Source organism: Bacillus cereus group sp. MYBK222-1 (assembly GCF_051916425.1).
In the GTDB taxonomy this organism is placed as follows: domain Bacteria; phylum Bacillota; class Bacilli; order Bacillales; family Bacillaceae_G; genus Bacillus_A; species Bacillus_A paranthracis.
Genome location: NZ_JBQAGP010000001.1, coordinates 1,525,757 through 1,548,979 on the forward strand (window position 1 = coordinate 1,525,757; position 23,223 = coordinate 1,548,979).

Here is a 23,223-nt window from a genome sequence, read left to right on the forward strand (position 1 = left end):
ATTATAACCTGTACATATCAAATTCATATTGACTCGTGTATTTTATATAAATTCTTTCATACTTTTATATGCACAAAGGGCTCTCTCTCGTGCTGCCTTATGATCAACAACTGGCAAAGGGTATGTATCTCCTAGCTTTATATTGGCTTTTTGTAAAATATGCTCAGGTGCTTCCCACGGTTTATGTATATATTTATTAGGCATATCTCTTAATTCTGGTACCCATTTTCTTATATACTCCCCATCTTTATCAAACTTTTCACCTTGTGTGATCGGGTTAAAAATACGAAAGTACGGTGATGCATCTGCCCCACTTCCAGCAACCCATTGCCACCCCATTGTATTATTTGCAATATCAGCATCTAATAGTGTATCCATAAACCATTTGGCCCCTTCTTGCCACGGAATTAACAAATGCTTTACAAGAAAAGAAGCCACAGCCATTCTCGCTCGGTTATGCATAAAACCTGTTTGCCATAGTTCCCGCATTCCTGCATCAATAAACGGATAACCAGTTTCGCCCTTCTGCCATACTCTTAATAACTCCTCTTCATTATTCCACGGAAAATGTTCAAAGTTCTTATTAAGAGGTTTATATACTGTAAATGGATAATGATATAGCAAATAATAAGAAAACTCTCGCCAAATGAATTGACGTATAAAGCTATTCACTTGTTGTTCAAAAAGACTACATTGTTTTTCGTTACTTTTATTTATTAAGTAATGATACATTACCTTTACTGATATTTGACCAAATGAAAGATACGGTGCCAACATCGAATGAGCATTTTGATTTGGAAAATCCCTTCCTTCACTATAAGAGACTAATTTGCTAGAGAAAAATTTCTTGAATGTTTTGTATGCCCCTTCTTCTGTAGGCTCCCATATTGATTCCATATGAGATGTCCACGGTATAGTCGGCAACAAGTGTAATTCTGAAACAGATAAACTTGCTGGTAAAGAACTTCCCCATTTTATACTCTGCACTTTACTAATAGGTTTAGATATTACCTGCTTTTGAAATGCATTATAAAAAGGCGTAAAAACCTTATATTCAGTGTTATCTTTCTTTTTAATAATCCACGGTTCTAATAATAAATGCGAATTAAATTCCTTACAGGTAATACCTTTATCTTCTAACATCATTTTCACTTTTTGATTAAATTGTAATCTTTCCGGATCATAACAAATATTCCAATATACAGCCGTTATACCTAACTGTTTTATGAGAGAAAGTATTTCTTCCAGTATATTTCCTTTGCGGATTATTAAAGTAGATCCCAATGCCTCAAGTTGCCTCTTTACATCTATTATAGTATGGTGTAGCCACCACTTTGACGCACTTCCTATTGAAAAAGTTTCATCATATACATATAGCGGAAGAACCTCACCAGACTGAGCAGCTTCAAATAGAGCTGGGTTATCATATAAACGAAAATCTTTTTGAAACATAACGATGATTTTATTTTGCATGGCTACCTCTTCTGATTCTTAAAACATAATAAAATTTATTATACAACAGCGATTTATACATAAGAATTAATTTGTCTTTCATAAATTAGTTAACTTGTTCAACTACTTTATTAGCTGAAACTTTAACAACCGTTTCTTTTTCACCTGTTTTATCAATCATGAAGCCATGAACTTTAACATTAGAAGGCACTAACGGATGATGACGAATCATATCTATACTCTTCTCAATATTTTCACTAACATTTTCTTTTCCACTTAGCCATTCCTCAAGGCTACCACTTGAAAATTCAGGCATGCAATTTTCAAAGAGATAATCTAGTTCCTTGTTATTTTTTATGGAATCACGTTGAATTTGTAAATTAACTACATCTGTTTTTTTATCCTCTATTCCGACAACAAAAATTTCTTCCACATTTTCTTCATAAATAGCAATAATAATAGACCTCATTATATCTCCAAAAGGATGTACAATTACAGAATCACAGCTGTGTATAGTCAACATATTTTCTCGTTGAATGTTAGTTACTTGTTGGATAATAGGCTCTATTCCTTGTTCCATCTCTGTTAACAATAAAACCTTTTTATGCTTTGAACTCATATATAGCACTCCTTCTTCATGATTGTATTTATGAAACTTTTAAGCTAGTAACAATAGTTGATATGCATTACATGATTGCTACCAGTTTTTCCAGCGCCCCTCTGAATCAACACTTGCAAGTCTGACCCATCCATTTTGAACTTTTTCTCGAAATGTGAAATCATTATTTAGCAAACGTTCTATATATTTAGTAGGCGCTTGAATTACAATGAGTAAACGAAGTGGTGAGTGATACGTTTCACTATCTGACTGCATAACGGATTGCCAAGGTAAGCCTGATAACAAATCACTTGCATTTCCTTGCATAACACCGAGACCTGCCGTAACGGTTTGTGTTGTTTTGTTTCCACTACCATAATAATGAGGAGCTACAGTTGAAGCGTAATATTGTAGATTTATCCACTGCGCTACTGTTCCTGGTCCCGCTATGATGCTAGCTAATATATCGCCATTTTCATCCTGTTTCCAATCATAATTATGAAGGAAAGCCCTACCTTCTAAGTCACAATCCTGAGTCAATTCACGCTGCCCGATAATAAAAGATGCATTACGAGCTAATCCCCATTCCGGACGTATTTCACTCCAATCTTCTGCAAATCGATGTGCCTCTTTACTCGGATTTTTTATTTTCGTTTTAAAATTAGGTAATTGCGTTAAACGCTCTCTATTTGCCTCTTGGCTCACATTTGGCATAATCAACTCAATACAATCAAATGCTTCTTGCGCAGCTTCCGAAAGTTTTGGGACGTAAATCCATTCCAATTCATCCACGGTTGTTTTATGTTCAGCTGCTGCAAAAATGGTGTCCTCAGGAATTTTAATGCCTTCAGCAGACAACGCCTCTCTTACTTCTGGAAGGTTACATAAAGTAGCGAAAACTTTTGCATTAAACCCTCCCGCTGCTCCGCCACAAGCACCACACTCAAGCGCTGCGGCATAAGGATTGTTCGTACTTTGACTACTGTGTCCACACATTACAACTAAAGGAGCAAATTTTTCTGTCAGTCCCACCATTTTTAAAGCTTGACGCACATAGTTCACTTTTTCTTCTTTCGTAAAACCGATAGGTATCTCACATTTTGTATCATGGACATGATTAAGTGAGAATGTTGTATTAGGTTTTTGTAACATATTTTTACGAAGGTTACGAATGAAGCCACCTACTCTTCTTGGCACAAAACTCCTTGTTATCATTTGTAAACCAAGTAAAGGGCCACTTACCTCAGGTAATAGCATACTTGTCAGTACATTTTTTTTCATCGTCTTAAACGTATAACTTACTGAGCTGTCTATCTTCTTACGTTGCTCATAAGATTTATATTCATTTTCATCCGCGAGTTCTTTTATTTGATGTTTCGGTTTTAATATAACTGGCAAAGAAGGATGGCTGTTATTACTGCCTAGTTCAGTAGTCGCAATTGGTAACCCAAAGAAACCAGCTATTCCAAACGTTTCAAACGGACCTAATTTTTCAAGGTGGCGACGAAACGGTTCTGAACGTACATCAATACAAAATGCTAATTGAGCTAATACACGCTTTTTATCATTCGTTGCACGTTGTTTAGAAGCGATCTTCTCCCTTAATTGCTCTGCATGCGTCTGTTCCCAAGCTTCCAGCCAAAGTTTCTTGCGAGTATTTTCATCAAAGCGATAAGCGAATGCTAATAATTCACTTTGTTCAGTTGCAGACATTTGTGACCATTCCCGGGTTGAAATATCCCCCCAATAGATCCAAGAAGCTATCAGTGGGACGATCGAAACTTTTTTCTCAACCTTTTGATTTTTCAAAGGTAAATACGGTTTTACAATGGCTAGCTCCATAGAAATTCGAACTGCTAAATATTCTATAACAAGTGCCTGTTCCTTAATTGATTGTTGCGAGCGCCATCGTATCATTCCTGCCCATCCAGGCAAAGAAAGTAAGTGCCCTTCAAGGTAAGCTTGCCTATTAGATTCAGAAATTCCTAATTCAGATAATGCTTTTGTTAAAGCTCCCTGGGCATCCTGTGGCCAATCTTTTAAAACTTTACGTTCAGTTTTACTGAGCGCTGGATCAAATGTAATAAGGTGTTGCCACGCACGATACAAACCTTTCTCTCGGTTTGGCATCGTCCAACTTGATCCGGAGTCATCAAGATATAATTTACACCATTTAATAATATGGTAATTAAGAACATCTGATAGGTTGTCACCCTTTTGATTCTCTATAAGTGAACTGATTGGTTGCATAGAAGAGTCTTCCATACTCCCTGTATTTATATAACTTATTTCTTCTGCTAATTTATTTAATTCTGGCGATGATAATAAACTAGAAGGTAATCTCTCTAACTTTAAAGCTGCTTGGCAAAAACGCTCTGCTGTCTCTCGAGGAATATGAAAAGATTGTGAATCAAGCCAACGAGACAAGCCTATTTGTAAAAATGATTCCTCAATCTCCCCTTTCATCTTTGCCGAATGAATCATGGAGGCACTAGGATATATATCTACATTACGAGCTTCTTTTAACCAATCTGCAACTTGTTCAAATGATTGTTTTTCAAGTCCCATCCAAGGGTGATGAGCTGCAAAGGTTGAGATAGGCCAAAGTGGTGCAATCACTCGGCTAGCAGATTCAACTAAATCATTCATATTCTTTTCTTGTATTTCAATGTTTGTATCTTTCTTTTTTAAAGTTTCTTTCGTTACGATTGACTGTATGCTCATCACGAATTACCTCCCTTTGATACATCATGTTTCAGATAGCTTGGATGACTTTCTACTGACTTTTGTCTCGCTTCACCTACTCGAACGAACCAAAGATACATTACAGCAAATATTGTAGAAGATTGATTACGAGTAACGAGAGTACTAATAACACTACCAAATAATAAGAGACTTATAACAAAAATAACGGCTGGAGCTGAAGGTTGAACATTTTGATACATGTCAGTATGCAACCATTTATAAAGAGAGTTATGAACGGTAAAGTAAATGAGAGAAAATCCACTCAAAACGATTAAGCCAGCAATTCTTCCCATTCTTCCCTCTCCAAAAACAACAAGCTGTTTCCATGAAACGTATAATGACCAACCTAAGATGAACGCACTAACGAATTGATACCCCTCTCCAGAAGTCATAAACCAGAAAGCAATTGCTATAAATAATCCGAAAACACGTCCGACTATCATCCATAAATTGGACATCTTTTCATTAGATTGCTTCACTCCCTCAAAACGTTGTACGGAAGAACCAGCTTGTAAAAACAGTGTGGCTTTAAATAAACCATGTAACATTAAATGTATAACAGCTGCTAAATAGGCCCCTAATGCGCATTGAATCAGCATAAATCCCATTTGTGCAATCGTTGAACCTACTAGCTGACGTTTATAATCAACTTGGACTAAACTAATTCCTGTACCTATTAAGACAGAAATACTAGAGAAAATGAGTAAAATGATTTGTGCAATATCATCATGAAAAAGTGGCGAAAATCTAGTTAACATGATACCGCCAGCATTTACTAAACCCGCATGCATAATAGCAGAAACAGGAGTTGGAGCAACAGCTGATTCAATTAACCATCTTTGAAAAGGCCATTGTGCTGCTGGAATCATCACAGCTACTATAATCAATAAGTTAATTCCTGTTTTCTCCAATGTTCCAAATTGAGCTACATTTTCATTCGTTACAACTGATGTTAACTGCCACTGTCCAGTTATTTGAAACAGCCAGATGATAGCTGCTAGCAAGGCAATCCAACTTATTGTAAATAAATAGCCTGAGATTTTTGTTGCTTCACTAACTACCTTCCACCCTTTATTTAGCCCGATGAGTAAAACCAATCCTATAAGTGTTGCTCCCCAACACATAATCATGAAGCGAAGATCATCACTTAACCATGCAACTGAAGATACCCCTGTAGTAAATGTAAAAAGTGCAAAGTATTTTCGATAGGAGCGATCTCCCATTAAGTAACGTACAGAGAAACGCTGAATGATTAAACCAATTGCAAGAACGAAGAAAGCCATGAACCAAGCTAAAGTATCTAAATGCCAAGGCCCCACAACTCTATCTCCATTGTGATTAACAAGTGCAAGTAAAGAAACTAATGAAGGCAAAGCAGCGATACCAATATGGATATGAACAAAACGTAAAGGCATCCTTGCATGTAAAAACAATAATCCACTTAGCCAAGAAGCACTAAGCGCGATAAAAAATAATGTTAACAGTGTTGATGAACTTAGCGAAATTAACATGTAAAATACTCCCTTCCAAACGAAAATAACCTATAAAAATTCCTTTTCATTACGATAGTTTTTTTAATTTCAATTTTTATTCACTCTTTTTCGTACATCGTTTTTCCCATAAAAAAAACCGACAACTTCCATAATTCAATGATTTTATATCATCATTGAATTATGGAGATTGTCGGTTTCCCTTCAACTAACTTCAATAAAGTTTTTTGAAGAGCTCCCATTTTATAGAGGATAGTAATATATGTATTACTCCTATGAAAAATAACAGTATATCTCTGATCTCCTAGATTATGCAATCAATATATCAATTTATGTTATGCGCTATCTTTTCATTAAGAAACTTTTTCATTTAGTCAATATTACATATTAAAAAAATGCTAAAGCCTTAATTATAGCAAACAGTTAAAATAAGCATCTATTAATTTTTAAAACAATTATAAGATAAACCATATTAAGCAGTTTGTCAATTTATTTATCCGTTTTGCGAATCAAAATTCATTATACATAAATAATTTCAAGTTTTCTTGTTTTCTAATCATTACCTTGTTAATAAGATAAAATAAAGTACACAACTTGTAGATTTCTTAATTACCTCACTGCATTTTTAGTGTATCTTCCACTAACCCTAAGTTGTTTTTTATTTTAAAACTTTTCCTCAAGATTATGAAACAATTTAAAAATCATTACTCGTTCACCAGTACGAGAACTTATATCCGTATGAAAACTTTTTACTTCTTCTCCAGTTAATTCTAGTATAATCTCTTTCAAATCGTCAATTCCAGATTCAACTAGCTCCGAACGATTTTTCTTTATCGTTAGCATACCGTCTTTCGTTTCGCAAACAGTATACTCAGCCGGTGTTAAAATACCTTGTAAATTTACGATAATCATATCTCGTAATATATCTGTCTTAACGGATATAGACCCGCGTCCTAGGTAGTCCTTTTCCCAGTGCGTAATTGCTTTACTTATCTCTGACTCAATAGAGCCTTTTGAGTTTTTCATTTATGTATCCTCCTTCAATAAAATAAATTTACAATAACAATATAATAATCTGGATTGATTTTATTTTCAATTATTGAGAACAATTTGTAGGAATCGTTGTAGGGTATCCTTTAGGATTAAACTAAGTTTTTATATTGCAATATACGTTTTTTTGATTATCCCAAATAAGCTACTCTTACTATAAGGACTCTGTTGCATACATTTCTAAAAAGGACATTCCGGAGAAAATAAGATATCTATTATAACGTAATATACAAATAAAAAAGCCTACGCTGGTGAGTAGGCTCGTTCTCTTTTTATTTTAGTCAAAAAGCTATACATACCTTCATTCGAACACATTACCAGATTAGGTTTATGCATATTTCCTTCGAATTTTCCCAACCACCAATAACAGAAAGGGAATTCCAAACATGTAAACCGGAAATGCAACTGGAATCACAAAAAATAGGTAGTAATAATGAGTAAATGTTTGGATATTTTTAACTGATACAGCTATGATGAACGAAATAGGAGCAAGAACCAAAGCTACTTTTCGCCAATCCTTTAAATGAAATATTTGTGCTGTTCCATAACAAGCGATAAACATGTATAACGCCAGTTTAACAAAAATACTAAAAAACCAAATAATCACTATCAAAATATCTACATTTTGAATGAACTCCATGACGGATATGTACCGACTCAAATCGTAAACCGGATACAAAAAACTTGAAGATAGATTCGGACCGAATGTTAAAATGACCGCTAATGTTCCGATCGTTACCATGAAAACGGCCAGTCCTACTCCCCACATTGCCCGCGATGACGCTTGTTCTGGTTTGTCCATAAAGAAAACGAACATCATCATCATGACAGCCTCCCCGAAAAATGCAGCTACAGGAGTATAGGAGCCTTTAAGTATGGGAAGCCATCCAGAATCATGATAAATAGGCCGCATATAATCCCAATTCATATTGCCAATATTCAAAATGATTACAAACGTTATCATTAAAAGTACAATTGGCCCTATAATTTCACTTAAACGTCCAATCCCCTCCACCCCGCCTTGGTAAATAATAAAAATGAGCAATAACATCGCAGTCAAGACAATAACCCACAAAGGTGTATTATGAAACAAAGCGATAATAATGAACTCACCAAATTCACGGACGGTTATCCAAATTATCATGTACCATCCAAAGAAGTAAGGAATCAGCAGCAGCTTTCCTAGCCATTTACCAAGAATGGTTTGACTAAATTCAATTAGCGTTTGTTTCGGATAGAGCGAACCAAGTGTAGTTGCCAAAAAAGTAAGAACAACCCCTATCCCCCCTGCAATCAAGATCGAAATCCACGCATCTTGTTTGGCAGTGCGAATCGTCGCTGGAATAACTAGAAGGAGTGATTGTCCCACTTCAAATGTGAACATCATCCAAAAGATTTGCCTGCCAGAGATTTTCATTGAATTTCTCACACTCTATATTCCTCCTTATTTTTTCATTTCATTTTTCTTTAACTGCAACGGTGGTCCAGTCAGTCCTACTCGCCGAATAGTAAGCTTTGTATGAACAGAAACTTGCACTTTTCGAAATTGTTTACTCCAATTCTTTTTTAGCCCTTTCCATTCGGATGGATATTTTCGATGAATGGCTTCCCCAAATCCAAAGATATCGGTTCCGTATTGTTTTTGAACCTTTTTAATAGTTTGGAGAGCTTGCTTTTCAGATTGTTTTTCCAATACATGTTCTAAAAGAGTGATATTTTTTGGCTGCGTAAGATCTAAATTCGTATTATTTTCCTGAATTGTTCCTTCACCAGAAAAAACAATATCACACTTAATTGTGTTCCCTTGTATAGTAGGTATAATTTTTCTATTGATTTTTGTCATATATAAACTTGCACTACCATTTCCTTTAGAGGCGCTTGCTGTAACCGTCTGTTTACTTAAACGATTCACTATCCAAAGAGTAGTTAACCATTCCTGCATGTTTAAATACCCTATCAATTTGAAATCGTTGTTAAATATAGCACCGCCTACAATTTGAAACCCTTTGACCTCAGTTTTTCCTTTTTTATGAGACACATTTAGTTTAATAACGGGTAAAATCGGAGTGATTCCATCACTCGTACTAGCAATAAGAAAATGTAATAAAGACATATCTCCTAACGCCTCTATTTGCATATGCTCTTTCAGTGCCCCAAGTGCCGGGATAGATTCTAAGGGGATGGATGCTTTCAAAAACTCTTTTGCAGTATGCCCCTTTATTACAAACGCATCTGCTCGTAATCGAATATCAGGATCGCGGCTATATGCATCTAAAACTGAAGCGAGGCCATTTTTAGCCATTTTTTCTCCAATCAATATTACACGCTGGTGCCCTCGAAAGATTTCTCTCGACATTTTTGTTTGCATCATTTGTACAGCTTCATGTGTATCCTTTCCAATTCCTGATTCTATAAAAACCGATTTTCCTGTATTACTTCTTCCGCTCTGTCCCATTCCCATTTTTGATGGGATAATAAACTGCGCACTAATTTCAACCTTATTATTCTTCGCTTGATCAAGTCCCCACCCTAATTCAATTGCCAGATCATTTAGCTCCGTACGATCCCAACATCCCGTCAAGAAGCATAATGAAACGACCAGTATCATAGAGAGCGCCTTGTGCAGACTCATTCTGTTTCCCCTCCCCGTTTCTCATCTGGCTTTTGTCCATCTGGAAAACGAACTTTCTCTTCACCAGATACCATTATTGGGCGGTGTGTCATATTCCAACGAGGCGTTCGGAGAAAAACATCCTTTAAATCACGCGGAGTCTGAGGCGCAACTGGACTTAAATACGGAATACCAAAAGAACGAATATTAGTTAAATGAATCAAAATCGCAAGGGTACTTATTGCTATACCGTATAGCCCAAGCATTCCTGCCAATAACAGCATAGGAAAGCGTAACATCCGGTAAGCTGTTCCTAAGTTGTAGCGCGGGAACGCAAATGACGCAATACCGGTTGTCGCCACAACAATAACTAAAGGTGCGGAAATAATACCTGCTTGCACAGCAGCTTGCCCGATAACAAGTGCCCCCACAATACTAACTGCTGATCCAACGGGTTTTGGTAACCGAACGCCCGCTTCCCTCAAACCTTCAAATAAAAATTCCATCATTAGTGCTTCTATAACAGCAGGAAAAGGAATACCTTCTCGCGCAGCTGCAATACTAATAAGCAAATTTGTCGGAATTAATTTCGGATGAAAAGTTGTAATAGCAACATAGAGAGACGGAAGAAATAATGAAATATTAATTAATATTAAACGTATCCATCGAACAAAAGTCGTATAGATGGAGCGCTCATAATAATCCTCCGCTGCTTGCAAACCCGTCCAAAATGTCATAGGAACGATTAAAACGAAAGGTGTATTATCGACTAAAATGGCGACTTTCCCTTCTAATAAACTTGCACAAACCGCGTCTGGTCGCTCGGTATTTTGAATTTGCGGAAAGGGAGAAAAGGGTTGATCCTCGATAAACTCTTCAATAAAAGCTGACTCCAACACCCCATCAATTTGAATTCGCTTTACCCTTTGGCGAACTTCATCCAAAACCGAATCGGGTGCAATGCCCTCAATATAGGCCATTACCACATCTGTCTGTGATAATTCCCCAATCGAATAAGGTTCCATTTTTAGTCTTTGACTCCGAATCCTTCGGCGAATTAGGCTCGTATTCACCCTTAACGTTTCGGTAAATCCGTCCCGAGGGCCACGAACAGAAATCTCGGCAGCCGGTTCTTCAATACCTCGTTTTTCAAACCCTTTTAAATCAGCGACTAGAGCTTGACTCTCTCCTTCTGTTAAAATGACGATATTCGCTTTCAATATCGCTTCTATAACCTCATGAACTTTTGAAATCGTCTTTACTTGAGAAACCGCAATAAGCTGTTTTTGTATAATTTCTCCTACCGAATCCTCACTCTTTACTCCACTAGGCAAACCTTCAAACATCATTGGTTTGAAAACAACTTGTTCCACAATCTTAGTGTCAACTAATCCATCTATATAAATAAAAAGAATTTCAGTTTGACTATTTATGAGAAGTGGACGAAATACAATATCGGAACAATTCTCAAAAACTTGTCTCAAAACTTCTTCATTCGCACATACACTCTGCTTGAGTTCACACTCTTGATCATGTTGGATCTGCATACTTGCACTCTCAAGTTCCTGAATATCTTTTCTCAAACGATTTCTACTAAGTTTTTTCATCATACTACCCCATTTATCGAATGGTTTATGTTTTTATACTTGAACTTTAGTGTTAGTGATTTCTTGACAGAAAAGCTTTAGAAACCTTTCCACCACATGGTTTTTGGGTCAGTAATCATTTGGCTAGAAAACAACAGGAAAATATCCCCTCTATATCCTTCTTAAAATCTCCTTACACATGAAAATTATTCAATTTTTTCTATAAGTTAGTTATTCTAAAATGTGGTATCCAAAAAGTAACTTGTAACTGATGAGTTGTTAAATTGGTACTAATACACTTATGGAAACGAGCCCAAAAAGCATGCTCTGAAGAAAGATAAATCAGAACATGCTCTGAATTGATTTAATGGAATCACTCTTTTAGAAAAAACTAGGATCATTTCTTTAATCCTTCTTTCACTAAAATACTCTTTAATGAAATCATCTCATTTTTTAGTAACCTGTTGATACTATAGACGTTGATTTTTCTGGAAGTTTAATTGAAAATAATCCGCTTCATTTCAAACAATATTTTCATACTAGCATGCTAGTATAAAGATAAAATACAGAGATAGCCTTACCATTGAAATTCTATTATAATTTTGTAATCGCAATTCATTTGAATCAAATAAAAAATCAGAAGAAATAATATTATTGGGAGGTACTCCGATGAACCTTTTAATTAGAAAGTTAGAAAAAAATGATGTAGGCAATTTCCCGGAGATTGATGATAGTTTTATAGTAAATGCTCGGTTAATTCTTTCTCTTTCCAAAGTAAATAGACGCATAGAATATACAGTAGAAGACGTTCCAAGTTATGAAAAAAGTTATTTACAAAATCAATGTGATAATGAAGAACTGGCGTACAATGAGTATATAAATAAACCGAATCAAGTAATTTACATAGCACTGTTACATAACCAAATCATCGGATTCATAGTATTGAAAAAGAATTGGAATCACTATGCTTACATAGAAGATATAACAGTGGATAAAAAATATCGTACACTCGGAGTTGGTAAAAGATTAGTTGATCAAGCAAAGCAGTGGGCAAAAGAAGGCAATATGCCAGGTATTATGCTTGAAACGCAAAATAATAATGTCGCAGCATGTAAATTTTATGAAAAATGTGGATTTGTAATTGGTGGATTTGATTTTCTTATTTATAAAGGTTTGGATATGACAAATGATGAAGTTGCAATGTATTGGTATTTTCATTTCAAATGAAACTGTTTTTAACATGAAGCAAAGTCAAAATAAAACCCCCAATCTCTCTAAATTAAAATTGAGAAACTGGGGGTTTTTATTTAAAACAAGTAACTTATTAATAATCCTGCTGATAATAAAAAGCCGAAAATCGTATTTGTCATCGCTGTTGATTTCATGGCGATGCGCATATATCCGGGATCCTTTGCCCCTTTTTGGAAGCTTTGAATGGCAGAGATTGGTTTTCTCAAACCTAGGAACATCACTAATGCCCAAGGACTTATATAACCCATCAATACAATTACCGCAATCCAGAAATAAGCAACGAAAAAGGCTACAGCTAGTGTTACTATTGCTTTTTCTCTCCCAAGGAGGATTACTAATGTCTTTCTTCCACCTTTAATATCTTCTTCAATATCTCGGATGTTATTTGACATGTTGATTGCACCGACTAAAATTCCAATTGGAATGGAAATTAATACACTTTCAGTCGTTATCGTATTCGTTTGAATAAAGAAAGCAATAAGTACAAAGCATGTCCCCATTAACAATCCAGAAACTAATTCTCCAAATGGAGTGTACGCAATTGGTAATGGACCACCTGTATATAAATAACCAACCGCCATCCCAATTAAACCAATGACGACTAACCACCAGCTACTATTCATACAAATATAAACTCCAATAATTGCTGCTACTACATACAATAAAAGCGCAACTGTCAACACATTTTTTGGTTTCAATCCGTGACGGACAATTCCGCCACCGATGCCAACAGAATCAGCGGTATCTAATCCACGTTTGAAATCATAGTACTCATTAAATAAGTTCGTCGCGATTTGCAATGCTAAACATGCAACCATCATCGCAATAAATAAAAGCCAATCAATTTCGGCAACATAAAGTGATGCCACTGTTCCTAAAATTACAGGAGAAAATGTCGCCGTTAACGTATGCGGGCGCGTCATCTTCCATATTAATTTAGCGGAACTAATTTCTTTTTCTGTCCCCATAACTCTGTTCAATCTCCCAACATTTAAGTATAAATTCCTAGCAGTATCTTTCTATCTGTTTTCTGCCACGCATCTATTATACCAAAAAATGAATTGGTGATAGAACTGTAATGCTCTTGCTTATCTCTCTTAGATTCAGTTTTTCAAAAGAAAATCCGTTGCTCAAATGCGAACAACGGACCTTTTTATATGAACCAATTTAAAACGTCCTCAGCAATCTCTTCTGGTCTATCCCAGTGCATTAAATGCTTATCTTCAAGTATAATCGATGCTATTTCATGTAAGTTAATGACTAGATTACACCTTCACGCCCCTCAAATTAATATAGTTTAATAATTGTATGATTCGTTTATCATATGTGTGATGTTTCAAAGTTCTATCCAGTCCATTTTTTGCTATACGTTTTCTTTCTTGTACATGTTCCAAATAATACTCTGCTTTTTGTATAAACTCCGATGCACTATTAAAAGTTTCTATTTCAACACCTGGTATGTAATGTTTTGCTACATCTGGACGTATATCAGTTAATTGAAAAGAACCTACGGCATTAATTTCAAACGTCCTATTATTTACGGAATACGCTTGAATATTTGCAGAGTTACAATTCAATTCCTGATCAATTAGTGAACGATGCAAATTTATATTGATTTTAGTAGATACGTAAAAATGTAAAGCATCTTCATACTTTGCAAGTGGCAAGATTTGTATTTTATCCTTTAACCTTTCATAACTCTTTAAATTCTCCCAACCGAAACCTACAATTTTTATATTTTTTTCTGCTAAATACTCTGAAATAGAATCAACAAAGTGAATTCTATTTTCAAATGCGGTTCCTATAAAACTAAGATCATACTTATATGTATCTTCTTTCTGAGAAGGTTTAAACACATCTTGATTTGCTGCTAACGGAAGATGAAACACATTCTTACATCCTAACCCTCTATAAAATTTGATACAATTTAAATCTTGCGTAAATATGTAATCATAATACGGCACAAGATGTTGTGTTACATCCGTATAATAAGGATCATCTGTCAGCCAAAGTCCAGTAGTAAACCCTGCCTTTTTTAAGAATGGCATAATATGATTAAATTCTTCACTTAAACCGCTTAATACCAAAATAAAATCTGGTTTCACTTTCAATGCGGTTTTTATAGCTTTTTCTGGACTCACCATACTTGTATCGCTGTTTATCTTTTGTAAACTATTCAAAATTGCTGCTTCGATCATTGGATAATAAAAAGGAATTCCTGATTGAATAAATAAAATTTTCTTAGGAGTATTACCTTTCATGTCACTTCCCCCTATTTCTACATAATCAAAGCGCACGAAAATTAGCAGTCTTTATTCATTTTCATGACCTCTTACTTTACATGTATAAGCACCGTTTATGTCCATTATGTTGAACTTCCCTCATTTTATAGGTAATGGGATTTTGGAAGATGATGTTTCTTTTATTCATACTCCCTATCATGATGTATCTATATTTTTTATCATTTACACAATTTCGTAATACAAAGTAACAGCATATGAGCACAAGATTGCGCTTTTTACTCATGCTTCTTTTTATATCAAAAGATACACTTCATATATAAATAGATGAAAAGGAGTAAATAAAATGAATGCATTAGTATCTGCAAGGAATGTGACAAAAATTTATAACAAGAATCAATTACCAGGACTTAATAAAGTTTCTTTTGATATTCTAGCGGGTGAGTTTGTGGGCATTATGGGGGCCTCTGGATCCGGAAAAACAACTTTATTAAATATTTTATCCACTATCGACACACCTACAGATGGCGATGTTTTTATAAACGGGATTAATATCCAAACTCTTAACAATAATAAATCTGCTGATTTTAGGAAGGATTACTTAGGGTTTATTTTTCAAGAGTATTTTTTACTTAATAGTTTAACCGTAAAGGAAAATATTGCTGTTCCACTTACTCTGTTAAAAAAATCTCCAAAGGAAATTGAATCCACAATAGAAAATTTAGCAAAGCGTTTTGGGATATTTGAGCAATTAAGCAAGTATCCTAGTCAATTATCGGGTGGACAAAAACAAAGGGTTGCAGCTGCAAGAGCCCTTGCAAAGCAGCCTAGTATTTTATTTGCAGATGAACCTACAGGCGCGTTAGATTCAAATTCTGCAACAGAACTACTTCAAAAATTAAAAGAGGTAAATGAGGAACTTCAAACTACCATTTTAATGGTAACTCATGATGCCTATGCAGCCAGTTTTTCTAGTAGAATTTTAATATTCAAAGACGGAAACATTATAAAAGACTTAAAGAAAAATAAACAAAATAGAAAAGAATTTTTCGAAGAAATATTAAAAGAAATCTCTAAAATTGATGAAAATCGATATAACTAGAAATATGAAAGGAAGATTGAACTGTGGGATTATTTACAATCGCAAAAAAGAATTTAAAAAATAACTTCTCCTTCTATTCATTCTATTTTATTTCAGTAGCTTTTGTACTGATGGTATTTTTCTCCTTTATCTCTTTTTCCATGAACGACATTGTCATGGAAAAGATTTCGTCTGATGGTAGAGTAGAAACGATGTCAAAAACGGTGGCGATCTTTGTTATGGCATTTGTACTATTCTATATGTCATACTCTAATACATTTTTTATGAAAAAAAGAATGAACGAACTCGGCATTTACTCCCTTTTAGGATATAGAAAATCAACGATGCTAAAACTGTTAACTTTTGAAAATATTATGATTTGCTTTGCTGCCCTATTTGTAGGAATTATTTTTGGTGCTATTGCTCATAAAGGAATTGTAGGAGCTATAATCAAAATATTAAAATTACAAATCGATACTTCTAAAGTACCATTTATTAACCTTGATGCAGTACTATTCACCTTTGCTTTTATCTTTGCTGTTCTTTTTGTTTTATCTTTATCAAATTGGATTATTCTTCGAAAAAGTTCCTTACTAACTTTAGTACGTATGGAACAAAAAGAAGATAAAAAGATAAAAATCAATACAGTTTTTTCACTACTAGGATTATTTTTCATTTTAATTGGCTATTTCTTAGCAATCGATATTACAAGGGGCACGAAATCTTTGTGGAAAACAATTGGCTTTTCTCCAATCGCTCTCTTAACGATGTTCAGTGTAATATTAGGGACGATCTTCTTTATTCATTCATTTTTACCATATGCGATTCAAAAGCTAAAGAAAAATAAAATATGGTTTTATAAAGAATCCAATATTATCGTCATCCCAAACTTTATATTTAAAATTCGTTCAAAAGCAAAAACTTTCATTTTATTAACCTTATTAACCGCAGGAACTTTAGCTATATTCAGTTCTACTCTACTGACTCTTTACTATCCTGTTGCCGCTACAGAACGGATCGTACCTTCAGCTATCGAGTTTCCTTTAGACGATAAGGACGTAGCCAATAAAGCACTACAAACTGTACAAAATACTGTCGGTAAAGAAAATACAAGATATACAGAAACAACCATTATTAACGGGAAATCTAATTCTGATAATTTACCGAAAGAATATAGTATAAAAAAGGAACACGGATTTGACCTTATCTCTGAGTCAGATTACAGAAAGTTAATACATATTCAAGATAAAAATGTAGAATTTAATCATCTAGCTAAAAATGAAAGCATCCTAGTAAAATATCGACCTGAAAAAGAAAATCTAGATAAAGGGAAAATATATACTTTAAATTTAACGCCTACAACTAATATAGATATTAAAGTAAAAGACACTACATTACTTAATTCAATTGGATTTGCAAATAGTGTCGCAACACTTATTATCTCGGATCAACTTTATAAAGAAATAAAAGCTTTAGAATTACCTGAAAAAACGATAGTGAGTTTTAATGGATTAGATATGAGGAATAATAAAGCAGTTTATGAAAACTTAGCTCCACTATTTAAAAATAATAGTTATTTTACAAGTAGTTACCAGAAAAATGATTATATTATTCAGCAAAATAGCTCAACATTCTTGCTCATTAGTTTTGTTACTATCATCTTCTTTATTGCAACAGGCAGTATTCTCTATTTCCATAACCTTTCAAGTATGATGGCAAATAAAAATGAATTTATTATTTTAAATAGAATGGGCTATAACAAAAAGAAGATAAAAAGAATAATAAGTAAAGAAATTTTTACCTTGTTTAGCATTCCTTACATAATAGGATTAGCACATAGTATCTTTGCATTAATGGCTTATAAGACTGCTTTAATGGATGATCTATTAGGAAAAAGTAGTGCGTTTATATTACCGATTCTTTTTGCAATATTTATTTTTACTGTTGTATATATCGTTTATTATTTGTTAACAAAAAGAGCATGTTATAAAATTATATTTAACAATAAAAAGTAAAAAACTATAAATAAAGCTGATGATAAATAAAAAAACATCAGCTTTATCTGTATGCAATCTAACAAAGGTAAGTGATTTTATGAAAAAGTACTATGAGCAAAAACAAATTTTAATTTTAATTAACCAACTTTGTATGATTATTTTTCTATGCAATGAATTTTCAATAGACAATATTATAGGAACAGCAAAATTACTCCCTTTACTGCTTATAACGATCATGGCCATTTATGGATCATATCTTAGTTTTATCAACTTAAAAAACAATACTCTATTATCACAATTTTCTAGTTTACTACTTTTTACTTCTTGGCAGTTTTTACTTACACTGAATGACAACCAGATTTTTCGTACATTCAGTACACTACTAAGTGTATTCATTCTATATAAAATCGTGCAATTTATACTCCTATTCTTTTTCCAAGATTCTATTTATAGTTATAAAAAAGAAAAAGATTGGATTTTACGAGTTACATATTTACTAACATTAGGTGCATATTTAATAAACGATAGAATATTTTCTGTTCTATTTTCATTTCAATGGCTTATCAGTGTTAGTTGGATTATTTTTCTATTCCTGAAACATAACAAACGAATTAAATTTGTTTTTAAAACTGAAAAAAAGCATTTACTTACATCTACTACAATTCTTATCTTCCCCTTTATCGTATATGTTATGTTATTTGGGAGAAGTCCCGAATATGTAAATAATTTAGGATGGTACATAATAATTCTGTTCCCCCTATTTAGTATTCATGCAATAGCCTTTAAAAATCATATATCTATGAAACAATATTTCCCCTTAAAAAAAGGTGCAATTGCTTTTATGTTTTTATGCATTTTTATTTTTATGAGTTCACTTGGAGTACTATTTCAATTTAATATGATTACTTATTTCATTTTTATACATACAATTATTTGGTTCATTCAGCTTTATTTCACATTATTATTTCAAGACACAAAAAACACTATCTCCAATTTGAATACAAAAAAATTAAAAACTTTGCCAGACAGTTCGTATGTTCATAACTTAGTACAAATCGTAAAAGAAGAACAATTAAAAAGTAGATTTTCTAATTATTTACATGATGAAATACTACAAGACATATTAGCTGTTAAAAATATGATGAACAAATCTAGTAAAAAAGAAATTCATGACATAATCGTAGCGACACTGGATAACTTAAGTCATACAATACGCATTGAAATGCAGGAGTATCATCCAACTCTATTAAAAACACTTACATTAAAAGAAAATTATCGTAATTTACTTAAAATGATTCAAAAAAAATATGAAACGAAACATGTTAATATATCCTTTACGTGTAACGACGACTTGTTTTTAGTAGAACCCTATCACCTTGTCGTATATCGAATATTAAAAGAACTAGTAACGAATGCATTCAAACATTCAAATTGTTCAAAGTTACATTTACATTTAGTACAAGAAGATGGGGAAATAAAACTTGTTGTGAAAGATAATGGCAAAGGTTTAACAACTACCGAAGCAGATATTTTGAATGGTCATAAAGGATTGAATTCGATTAAAGAACAGCTATTTTTATTAAATGGTAAAATGACCATTTCAAATAGTAACCCTTCTGGTTTATGCATTACTATTATCATTCCTATGAAAGGAGGCGATTCCTATAAACATTTTATTAATAGATGATCATGCTTTGTTTGCTAAAAGCTTGGAAATAGCCTTAGAAGATTATCCTGAAATAGATGAATTCCGTTCATTACAAAATGTTGAAAATGTCGTTACAATTATCAACCAGTTTAAACCAGATATTATTTTATTAGATATTAATTTAAGCAATATAAGTAGTGAAGATGGTTTAGAAATAGCAAAAATAATATTGGATAGTAAATGTGATACAAAAATTGTTATATTAACCGGTTATGATTTACCTGTTTACCAGTATGAAGCTCAAAAACTAGGTGTAAGTGGTTTTATTAATAAAAATATTTTACCTGAAGTATTGGTGAAAGTACTACACGATATTAATAAAGGCGCATCTCATTTTCCAACCCCTACAGAAACAATTGAAGAATTGACTCATAGTGAAAAACAAATTTTACAATTACTGTGTGATGGCTATAAGCGCAAAGAAATTGCTTCTATGTTATACGCTAGCGAACGTACAATTTCCAATCATATTCAGCACGTATTTGATAAATTAAATGTTTCATCTTCTTTAGAAGCTGTCACTAAAGGGATAAAATTAGGTTATATTCAACCTACTTATCGTTAAAGAGCCTACTCAAACGAGTTGGCTCTTTCTTCTCTACTTATTAATGAAGACAACCTTTTTCCCCTCACTCTATAAACTTCCAAATGTTCTTCTAATTTCCTCTTATCACTTATTACACTTATTGTTTTCTTCACAAAATTCCAATTTAAACTACCGGATAACCATAATAACGAAGAAAGTCTTTTTTGAGACTCCCACGACTAAAGTCGCAAGCCCTAATCCTTACGGATTGACGGGTGGGATTCTTGAATGACTAAACGTTCGCAGTCCATTTCTGTTTTGAACAGACTTCAAGATGAGGGCATCTCATTGCCCCTCCTAAGACAGTGCGTATAGCATCTTAGGCTGATTGACTGTTACCATCAATCACAGTTGCGTAGCGAATATTCATCGCCCCAACAATATCACGATGTTTCTCAAATCCACATCGGCACTTGTATTTTCTGTCTGGTGCTTTGTTCTTTTCAGAACATTTCGGACATGTTTGACTTGTATAAGCAGGGTTCACATATTCTACCTTCATACCAACTAAATTCGCTTTGTATTCAATGAATTGTGCTAAACGATAGAATGACCAAGTGTGTAGATTTTTCTCGTTTTTACGGCTTGTTCTTGCCGTCTGTCTAATATTCGTTAGTTGTTCTAAACGAATAACAGAAATGTTATTATCGGTTGCAAAGTCAATGATTTCACGACTTACTTTGTGGTCTTGGTCTTGCATCCATCTTTGTTCTTTATCATCAAGTTGTCGAATGGCATTTAATTTCTTATTTTCACCTAACTTCTTACGAACACTACGAAACTTACGTTTCATATATTTGTTTTGTCTACCATTGCCGAAGAAACGAACTTTATCATCGTCTGTGATGGCTACCGCAGGGACTTTAAGACCTAAATCTACCCCTAAAATCTTCGTTCCTGTTTTTTCATTTGTAGGAATCGTGACAGATATTTGAGCAATCCACTTATTAGATTTCTTCGTGATACGAAGTGTACCTAACTTGTGTGTTAACAAATTAAAATTGCGATTATATTTATCAGTTAATAAAGTACGAATCTTTAAGCGAGTTGATTTTCCATTTACCATGAGTGGAACTGAAATGTGCGTGAAGTCAAACGAATAGTTTTGATTGTTCCATACACAAACAGGTCTCTTTAGAATCGGAATAACTTTGTATTTACTTTTTTTCACCTTTGTAGAAAACACACTTTTAGCGTCTTTAATTGCTTGGTTCTTCACTGCGCTTGGAAGATTCGCTTCAACATCTTTTGTACTTTTCTTAGTGCTCTTCTTCGCTTCAACCATTTCAGATACAAGTGTATTAATGACTTTGATATACTCGTAGCTACTTTGTTCCAATAACTGAATTTGTGCTTTTGTTGGAAGTAATTTAACTTTGACCGTGATTGTTTGTGACACAATTTTCACCCCCTCGTCTTTTGATTTTCAACATACTGTTTAATTGTCTCAGTCGATACATTTCCAGCAGTAGAAACAAAATAGGAACGTGTCCATAGACTTGGCAAGTGTTGAAGATGAGGAAACTCTCCTCTCAAACGCTTCGATGTCACTCCTTTAATTTTTGCGATTGTGTCAGCAGGACTAAGTGTTGGTAGTATATTTAAGAGCAAGTAAACATGGTCTTTGCCGCATTCCATTGCGACAATAGCAACATCCATTTCTCCGCATATTTCTTGAACCAACTCTTTGAAACGTTCTTCTACTTTTGTGTTAAGAAAAATCTTTCTTCTGTATCGCGGGCAAAACACAAAATGGTAGTTAATTAATGACACAGTTGTTTTGGTTCTTCTATAATCATGTATCATATTCACATTGTATCAGTTGTACTTTTAAACTACACCACAAAAGATACCAATATTTTGGATACTTAAAGTACCACAAACTTAGCGATTTTTAGTGGTACTCCGTATCCAACCTCACTTTCATCCCATGCCTAAAGGCGATGGGCTTTCCCGTTCGGAAAGGGCTGTAATCATTTGATGTAACAATATTATGAGCCTTATACCCTTCTAAAAATGCACTAGCAACACTTGAACATACTTCATGCGAATGTATTCCTTCTGTTCGAGAATACCACTTTAGTAAAAAGGCTAGTCCTTCAATACGATCAACATATCCAATCGATTCGACATCTACAATTCCTTTTACCTGCTCACTTGAGTCCCATAAAACATTCAAAGGATTTAAATCTGTCTGTACGATAAACTTTAATTCACTCGTATATGCACACTCTATATGATATGTAGCTAGCTTTATATACTCCCGTAATTCTTTGCATGCGCTTGCCTTACTTTCTAACATATGAATAAACTGGGCATACCCATCCAAATGTGATTTCTTTTGAAAAATCGAGCTTTGAAATGCGCAAGATATGTCATGAATCTTTCTTGATTCCTTTCCAAAGGCTTTTGCGATAGCTTCTGTACAATGTGTAATATGTTCTCCCTCAATCCAATTAGACAAGACAAATCGGTATTGTTCCTCATTCCAAGCGACAAGTGTAAATGGCTCTCCTGCCCTATTCTTATTTATCTGCATAAAAGGAATTCCATGTTCGCGTACATAATACGTAAACCGTACTTGCTCTATCAGTTGTTCGTTTGATAACGCTCCAAAAGCTGGATTGATTGTTCGCTTGCTATTTATAAATCTTGCGGAATATCGCTTTCCATTTACGATGATTTTATAGTGTAAATCTGTATGCCAACTGTTCTTATTTAATTCTTCTTCCACTGCTAATGTATGAATTTCTTTAAAATAATTTATTAATACGTCTTTTATTATGTGTTTCATCCTATTCTCCTTACATGTAAAAATCCTCGATGAT

At 33.9% G+C, this 23,223-nt stretch carries 17 protein-coding genes and 2 pseudogenes; 5 read left to right on the plus strand and 14 right to left on the minus strand.

The genetic code is table 11. The features are described from left to right. Positions 1-42: 42 nt before the first annotated feature. The 8 genes from ACTFR9_RS07925 to ACTFR9_RS07960 all read right to left on the minus strand — a co-directional run bounded on the left by ACTFR9_RS07925 (position 43) and on the right by ACTFR9_RS07960 (position 11,556). Entirely contained in the window at positions 43-1,473 is a 1,431-nt protein-coding gene (locus tag ACTFR9_RS07925) for a cryptochrome/photolyase family protein (RefSeq protein ID WP_001179942.1), read from the minus strand. Positions 1,474-1,558: 85 nt separating this feature from the next. Then, positions 1,559-2,071, minus strand: coding sequence for a hypothetical protein (locus ACTFR9_RS07930; RefSeq protein ID WP_000095514.1), 513 nt, complete (start codon positions 2,069-2,071; stop codon positions 1,559-1,561). 78 nt (positions 2,072-2,149) lie between these two features. Next, entirely contained in the window at positions 2,150-4,774 is a 2,625-nt protein-coding gene (locus tag ACTFR9_RS07935) for a DUF2309 domain-containing protein (RefSeq protein ID WP_000027418.1), read from the minus strand. Next, positions 4,774-6,306, minus strand: coding sequence for an NADH dehydrogenase subunit 5 (locus tag ACTFR9_RS07940; protein ID WP_000908895.1), 1,533 nt, complete (start codon positions 6,304-6,306; stop codon positions 4,774-4,776). Before ACTFR9_RS07940 ends, ACTFR9_RS07935 begins: the two co-directional genes overlap by 1 nt. A 642-nt stretch (positions 6,307-6,948) precedes the next feature. Next, positions 6,949-7,311 (minus strand): DUF2294 domain-containing protein, encoded by a 363-nt coding sequence (locus tag ACTFR9_RS07945; protein ID WP_000798157.1) that lies wholly within the window; start codon positions 7,309-7,311, stop codon positions 6,949-6,951. A 352-nt stretch (positions 7,312-7,663) separates the two neighbouring features. Beyond that, positions 7,664-8,752 (minus strand): GerAB/ArcD/ProY family transporter, encoded by a 1,089-nt coding sequence (locus tag ACTFR9_RS07950; RefSeq protein WP_001997784.1) that lies wholly within the window; start codon positions 8,750-8,752, stop codon positions 7,664-7,666. Between the two features lie 27 nt (positions 8,753-8,779). Continuing rightward, entirely contained in the window at positions 8,780-9,967 is a 1,188-nt protein-coding gene (locus ACTFR9_RS07955; RefSeq protein WP_000052124.1) for a Ger(x)C family spore germination protein, read from the minus strand. Next, the gene (locus ACTFR9_RS07960; RefSeq protein WP_001997781.1) at positions 9,964-11,556 is read right to left on the minus strand and encodes a spore germination protein; all 1,593 of its coding nucleotides are present in this window, start codon (positions 11,554-11,556) and stop codon (positions 9,964-9,966) included. The genes ACTFR9_RS07955 and ACTFR9_RS07960 overlap by 4 nt, the downstream gene beginning before the upstream one ends. Before the next feature lie 645 nt (positions 11,557-12,201). Here ACTFR9_RS07960 and satA point away from each other — a divergent pair. Then, the gene (gene satA / locus ACTFR9_RS07965; protein ID WP_001050473.1) at positions 12,202-12,759 is read left to right on the plus strand and encodes a streptothricin N-acetyltransferase SatA; all 558 of its coding nucleotides are present in this window, start codon (positions 12,202-12,204) and stop codon (positions 12,757-12,759) included. A gap of 80 nt (positions 12,760-12,839) precedes the next feature. Here satA and menA read toward each other — a convergent pair whose 3' ends face one another. Both menA and ACTFR9_RS07975 read right to left on the minus strand, forming a co-directional pair. After that, positions 12,840-13,751 carry a 1,4-dihydroxy-2-naphthoate polyprenyltransferase gene (gene menA, locus ACTFR9_RS07970; RefSeq protein WP_000536360.1) on the minus strand — a complete coding sequence of 304 codons (912 nt, stop codon included), beginning with the start codon at positions 13,749-13,751 and terminating at the stop codon, positions 12,840-12,842. Positions 13,752-14,048: 297 nt separating this feature from the next. Next, positions 14,049-15,044 carry a CgeB family protein gene (locus ACTFR9_RS07975; protein ID WP_000678142.1) on the minus strand — a complete coding sequence of 332 codons (996 nt, stop codon included), beginning with the start codon at positions 15,042-15,044 and terminating at the stop codon, positions 14,049-14,051. Positions 15,045-15,369: 325 nt separating this feature from the next. Between ACTFR9_RS07975 and ACTFR9_RS07980 the strand changes: the two genes are divergently transcribed. The 4 genes from ACTFR9_RS07980 (at position 15,370) to ACTFR9_RS07995 (ending at position 20,374) form a co-directional block, all read left to right on the plus strand. Then, on the plus strand, positions 15,370-16,125 hold the full coding sequence (locus ACTFR9_RS07980; RefSeq protein WP_000993163.1) for an ABC transporter ATP-binding protein: 756 nt from the start codon (positions 15,370-15,372) through the stop codon (positions 16,123-16,125). A 23-nt stretch (positions 16,126-16,148) separates the two neighbouring features. Continuing rightward, positions 16,149-18,119 carry an FtsX-like permease family protein gene (locus ACTFR9_RS07985; protein ID WP_000522533.1) on the plus strand — a complete coding sequence of 657 codons (1,971 nt, stop codon included), beginning with the start codon at positions 16,149-16,151 and terminating at the stop codon, positions 18,117-18,119. A gap of 79 nt (positions 18,120-18,198) precedes the next feature. Further along, entirely contained in the window at positions 18,199-19,788 is a 1,590-nt protein-coding gene (locus ACTFR9_RS07990) for an ATP-binding protein (protein ID WP_000761135.1), read from the plus strand. Continuing rightward, a complete protein-coding gene (locus ACTFR9_RS07995) occupies positions 19,766-20,374 on the plus strand; it encodes a response regulator transcription factor (protein ID WP_139120474.1) in 609 nt (202 codons plus the stop codon). Before ACTFR9_RS07990 ends, ACTFR9_RS07995 begins: the two co-directional genes overlap by 23 nt. Before the next feature lie 5 nt (positions 20,375-20,379). Here ACTFR9_RS07995 and ACTFR9_RS08000 read toward each other — a convergent pair. The 4 genes and pseudogenes from ACTFR9_RS08000 to ACTFR9_RS08015 all read right to left on the minus strand — a co-directional run. After that, positions 20,380-20,559 (minus strand): annotated as a pseudogene (locus ACTFR9_RS08000) (aminoglycoside phosphotransferase family protein); the annotation flags it as partial. A 155-nt stretch (positions 20,560-20,714) separates the two neighbouring features. Further along, a complete protein-coding gene (locus ACTFR9_RS08005) occupies positions 20,715-21,794 on the minus strand; it encodes an RNA-guided endonuclease TnpB family protein (RefSeq protein ID WP_000084134.1) in 1,080 nt (359 codons plus the stop codon). Positions 21,795-21,799: 5 nt separating this feature from the next. Further along, positions 21,800-22,201 (minus strand): IS200/IS605 family transposase, encoded by a 402-nt coding sequence (gene tnpA, locus ACTFR9_RS08010; RefSeq protein ID WP_050541424.1) that lies wholly within the window; start codon positions 22,199-22,201, stop codon positions 21,800-21,802. Between the two features lie 163 nt (positions 22,202-22,364). Then, positions 22,365-23,189 (minus strand): annotated as a pseudogene (locus tag ACTFR9_RS08015) (phosphotransferase); the annotation flags it as partial. Positions 23,190-23,223: the final 34 nt, after the last annotated feature.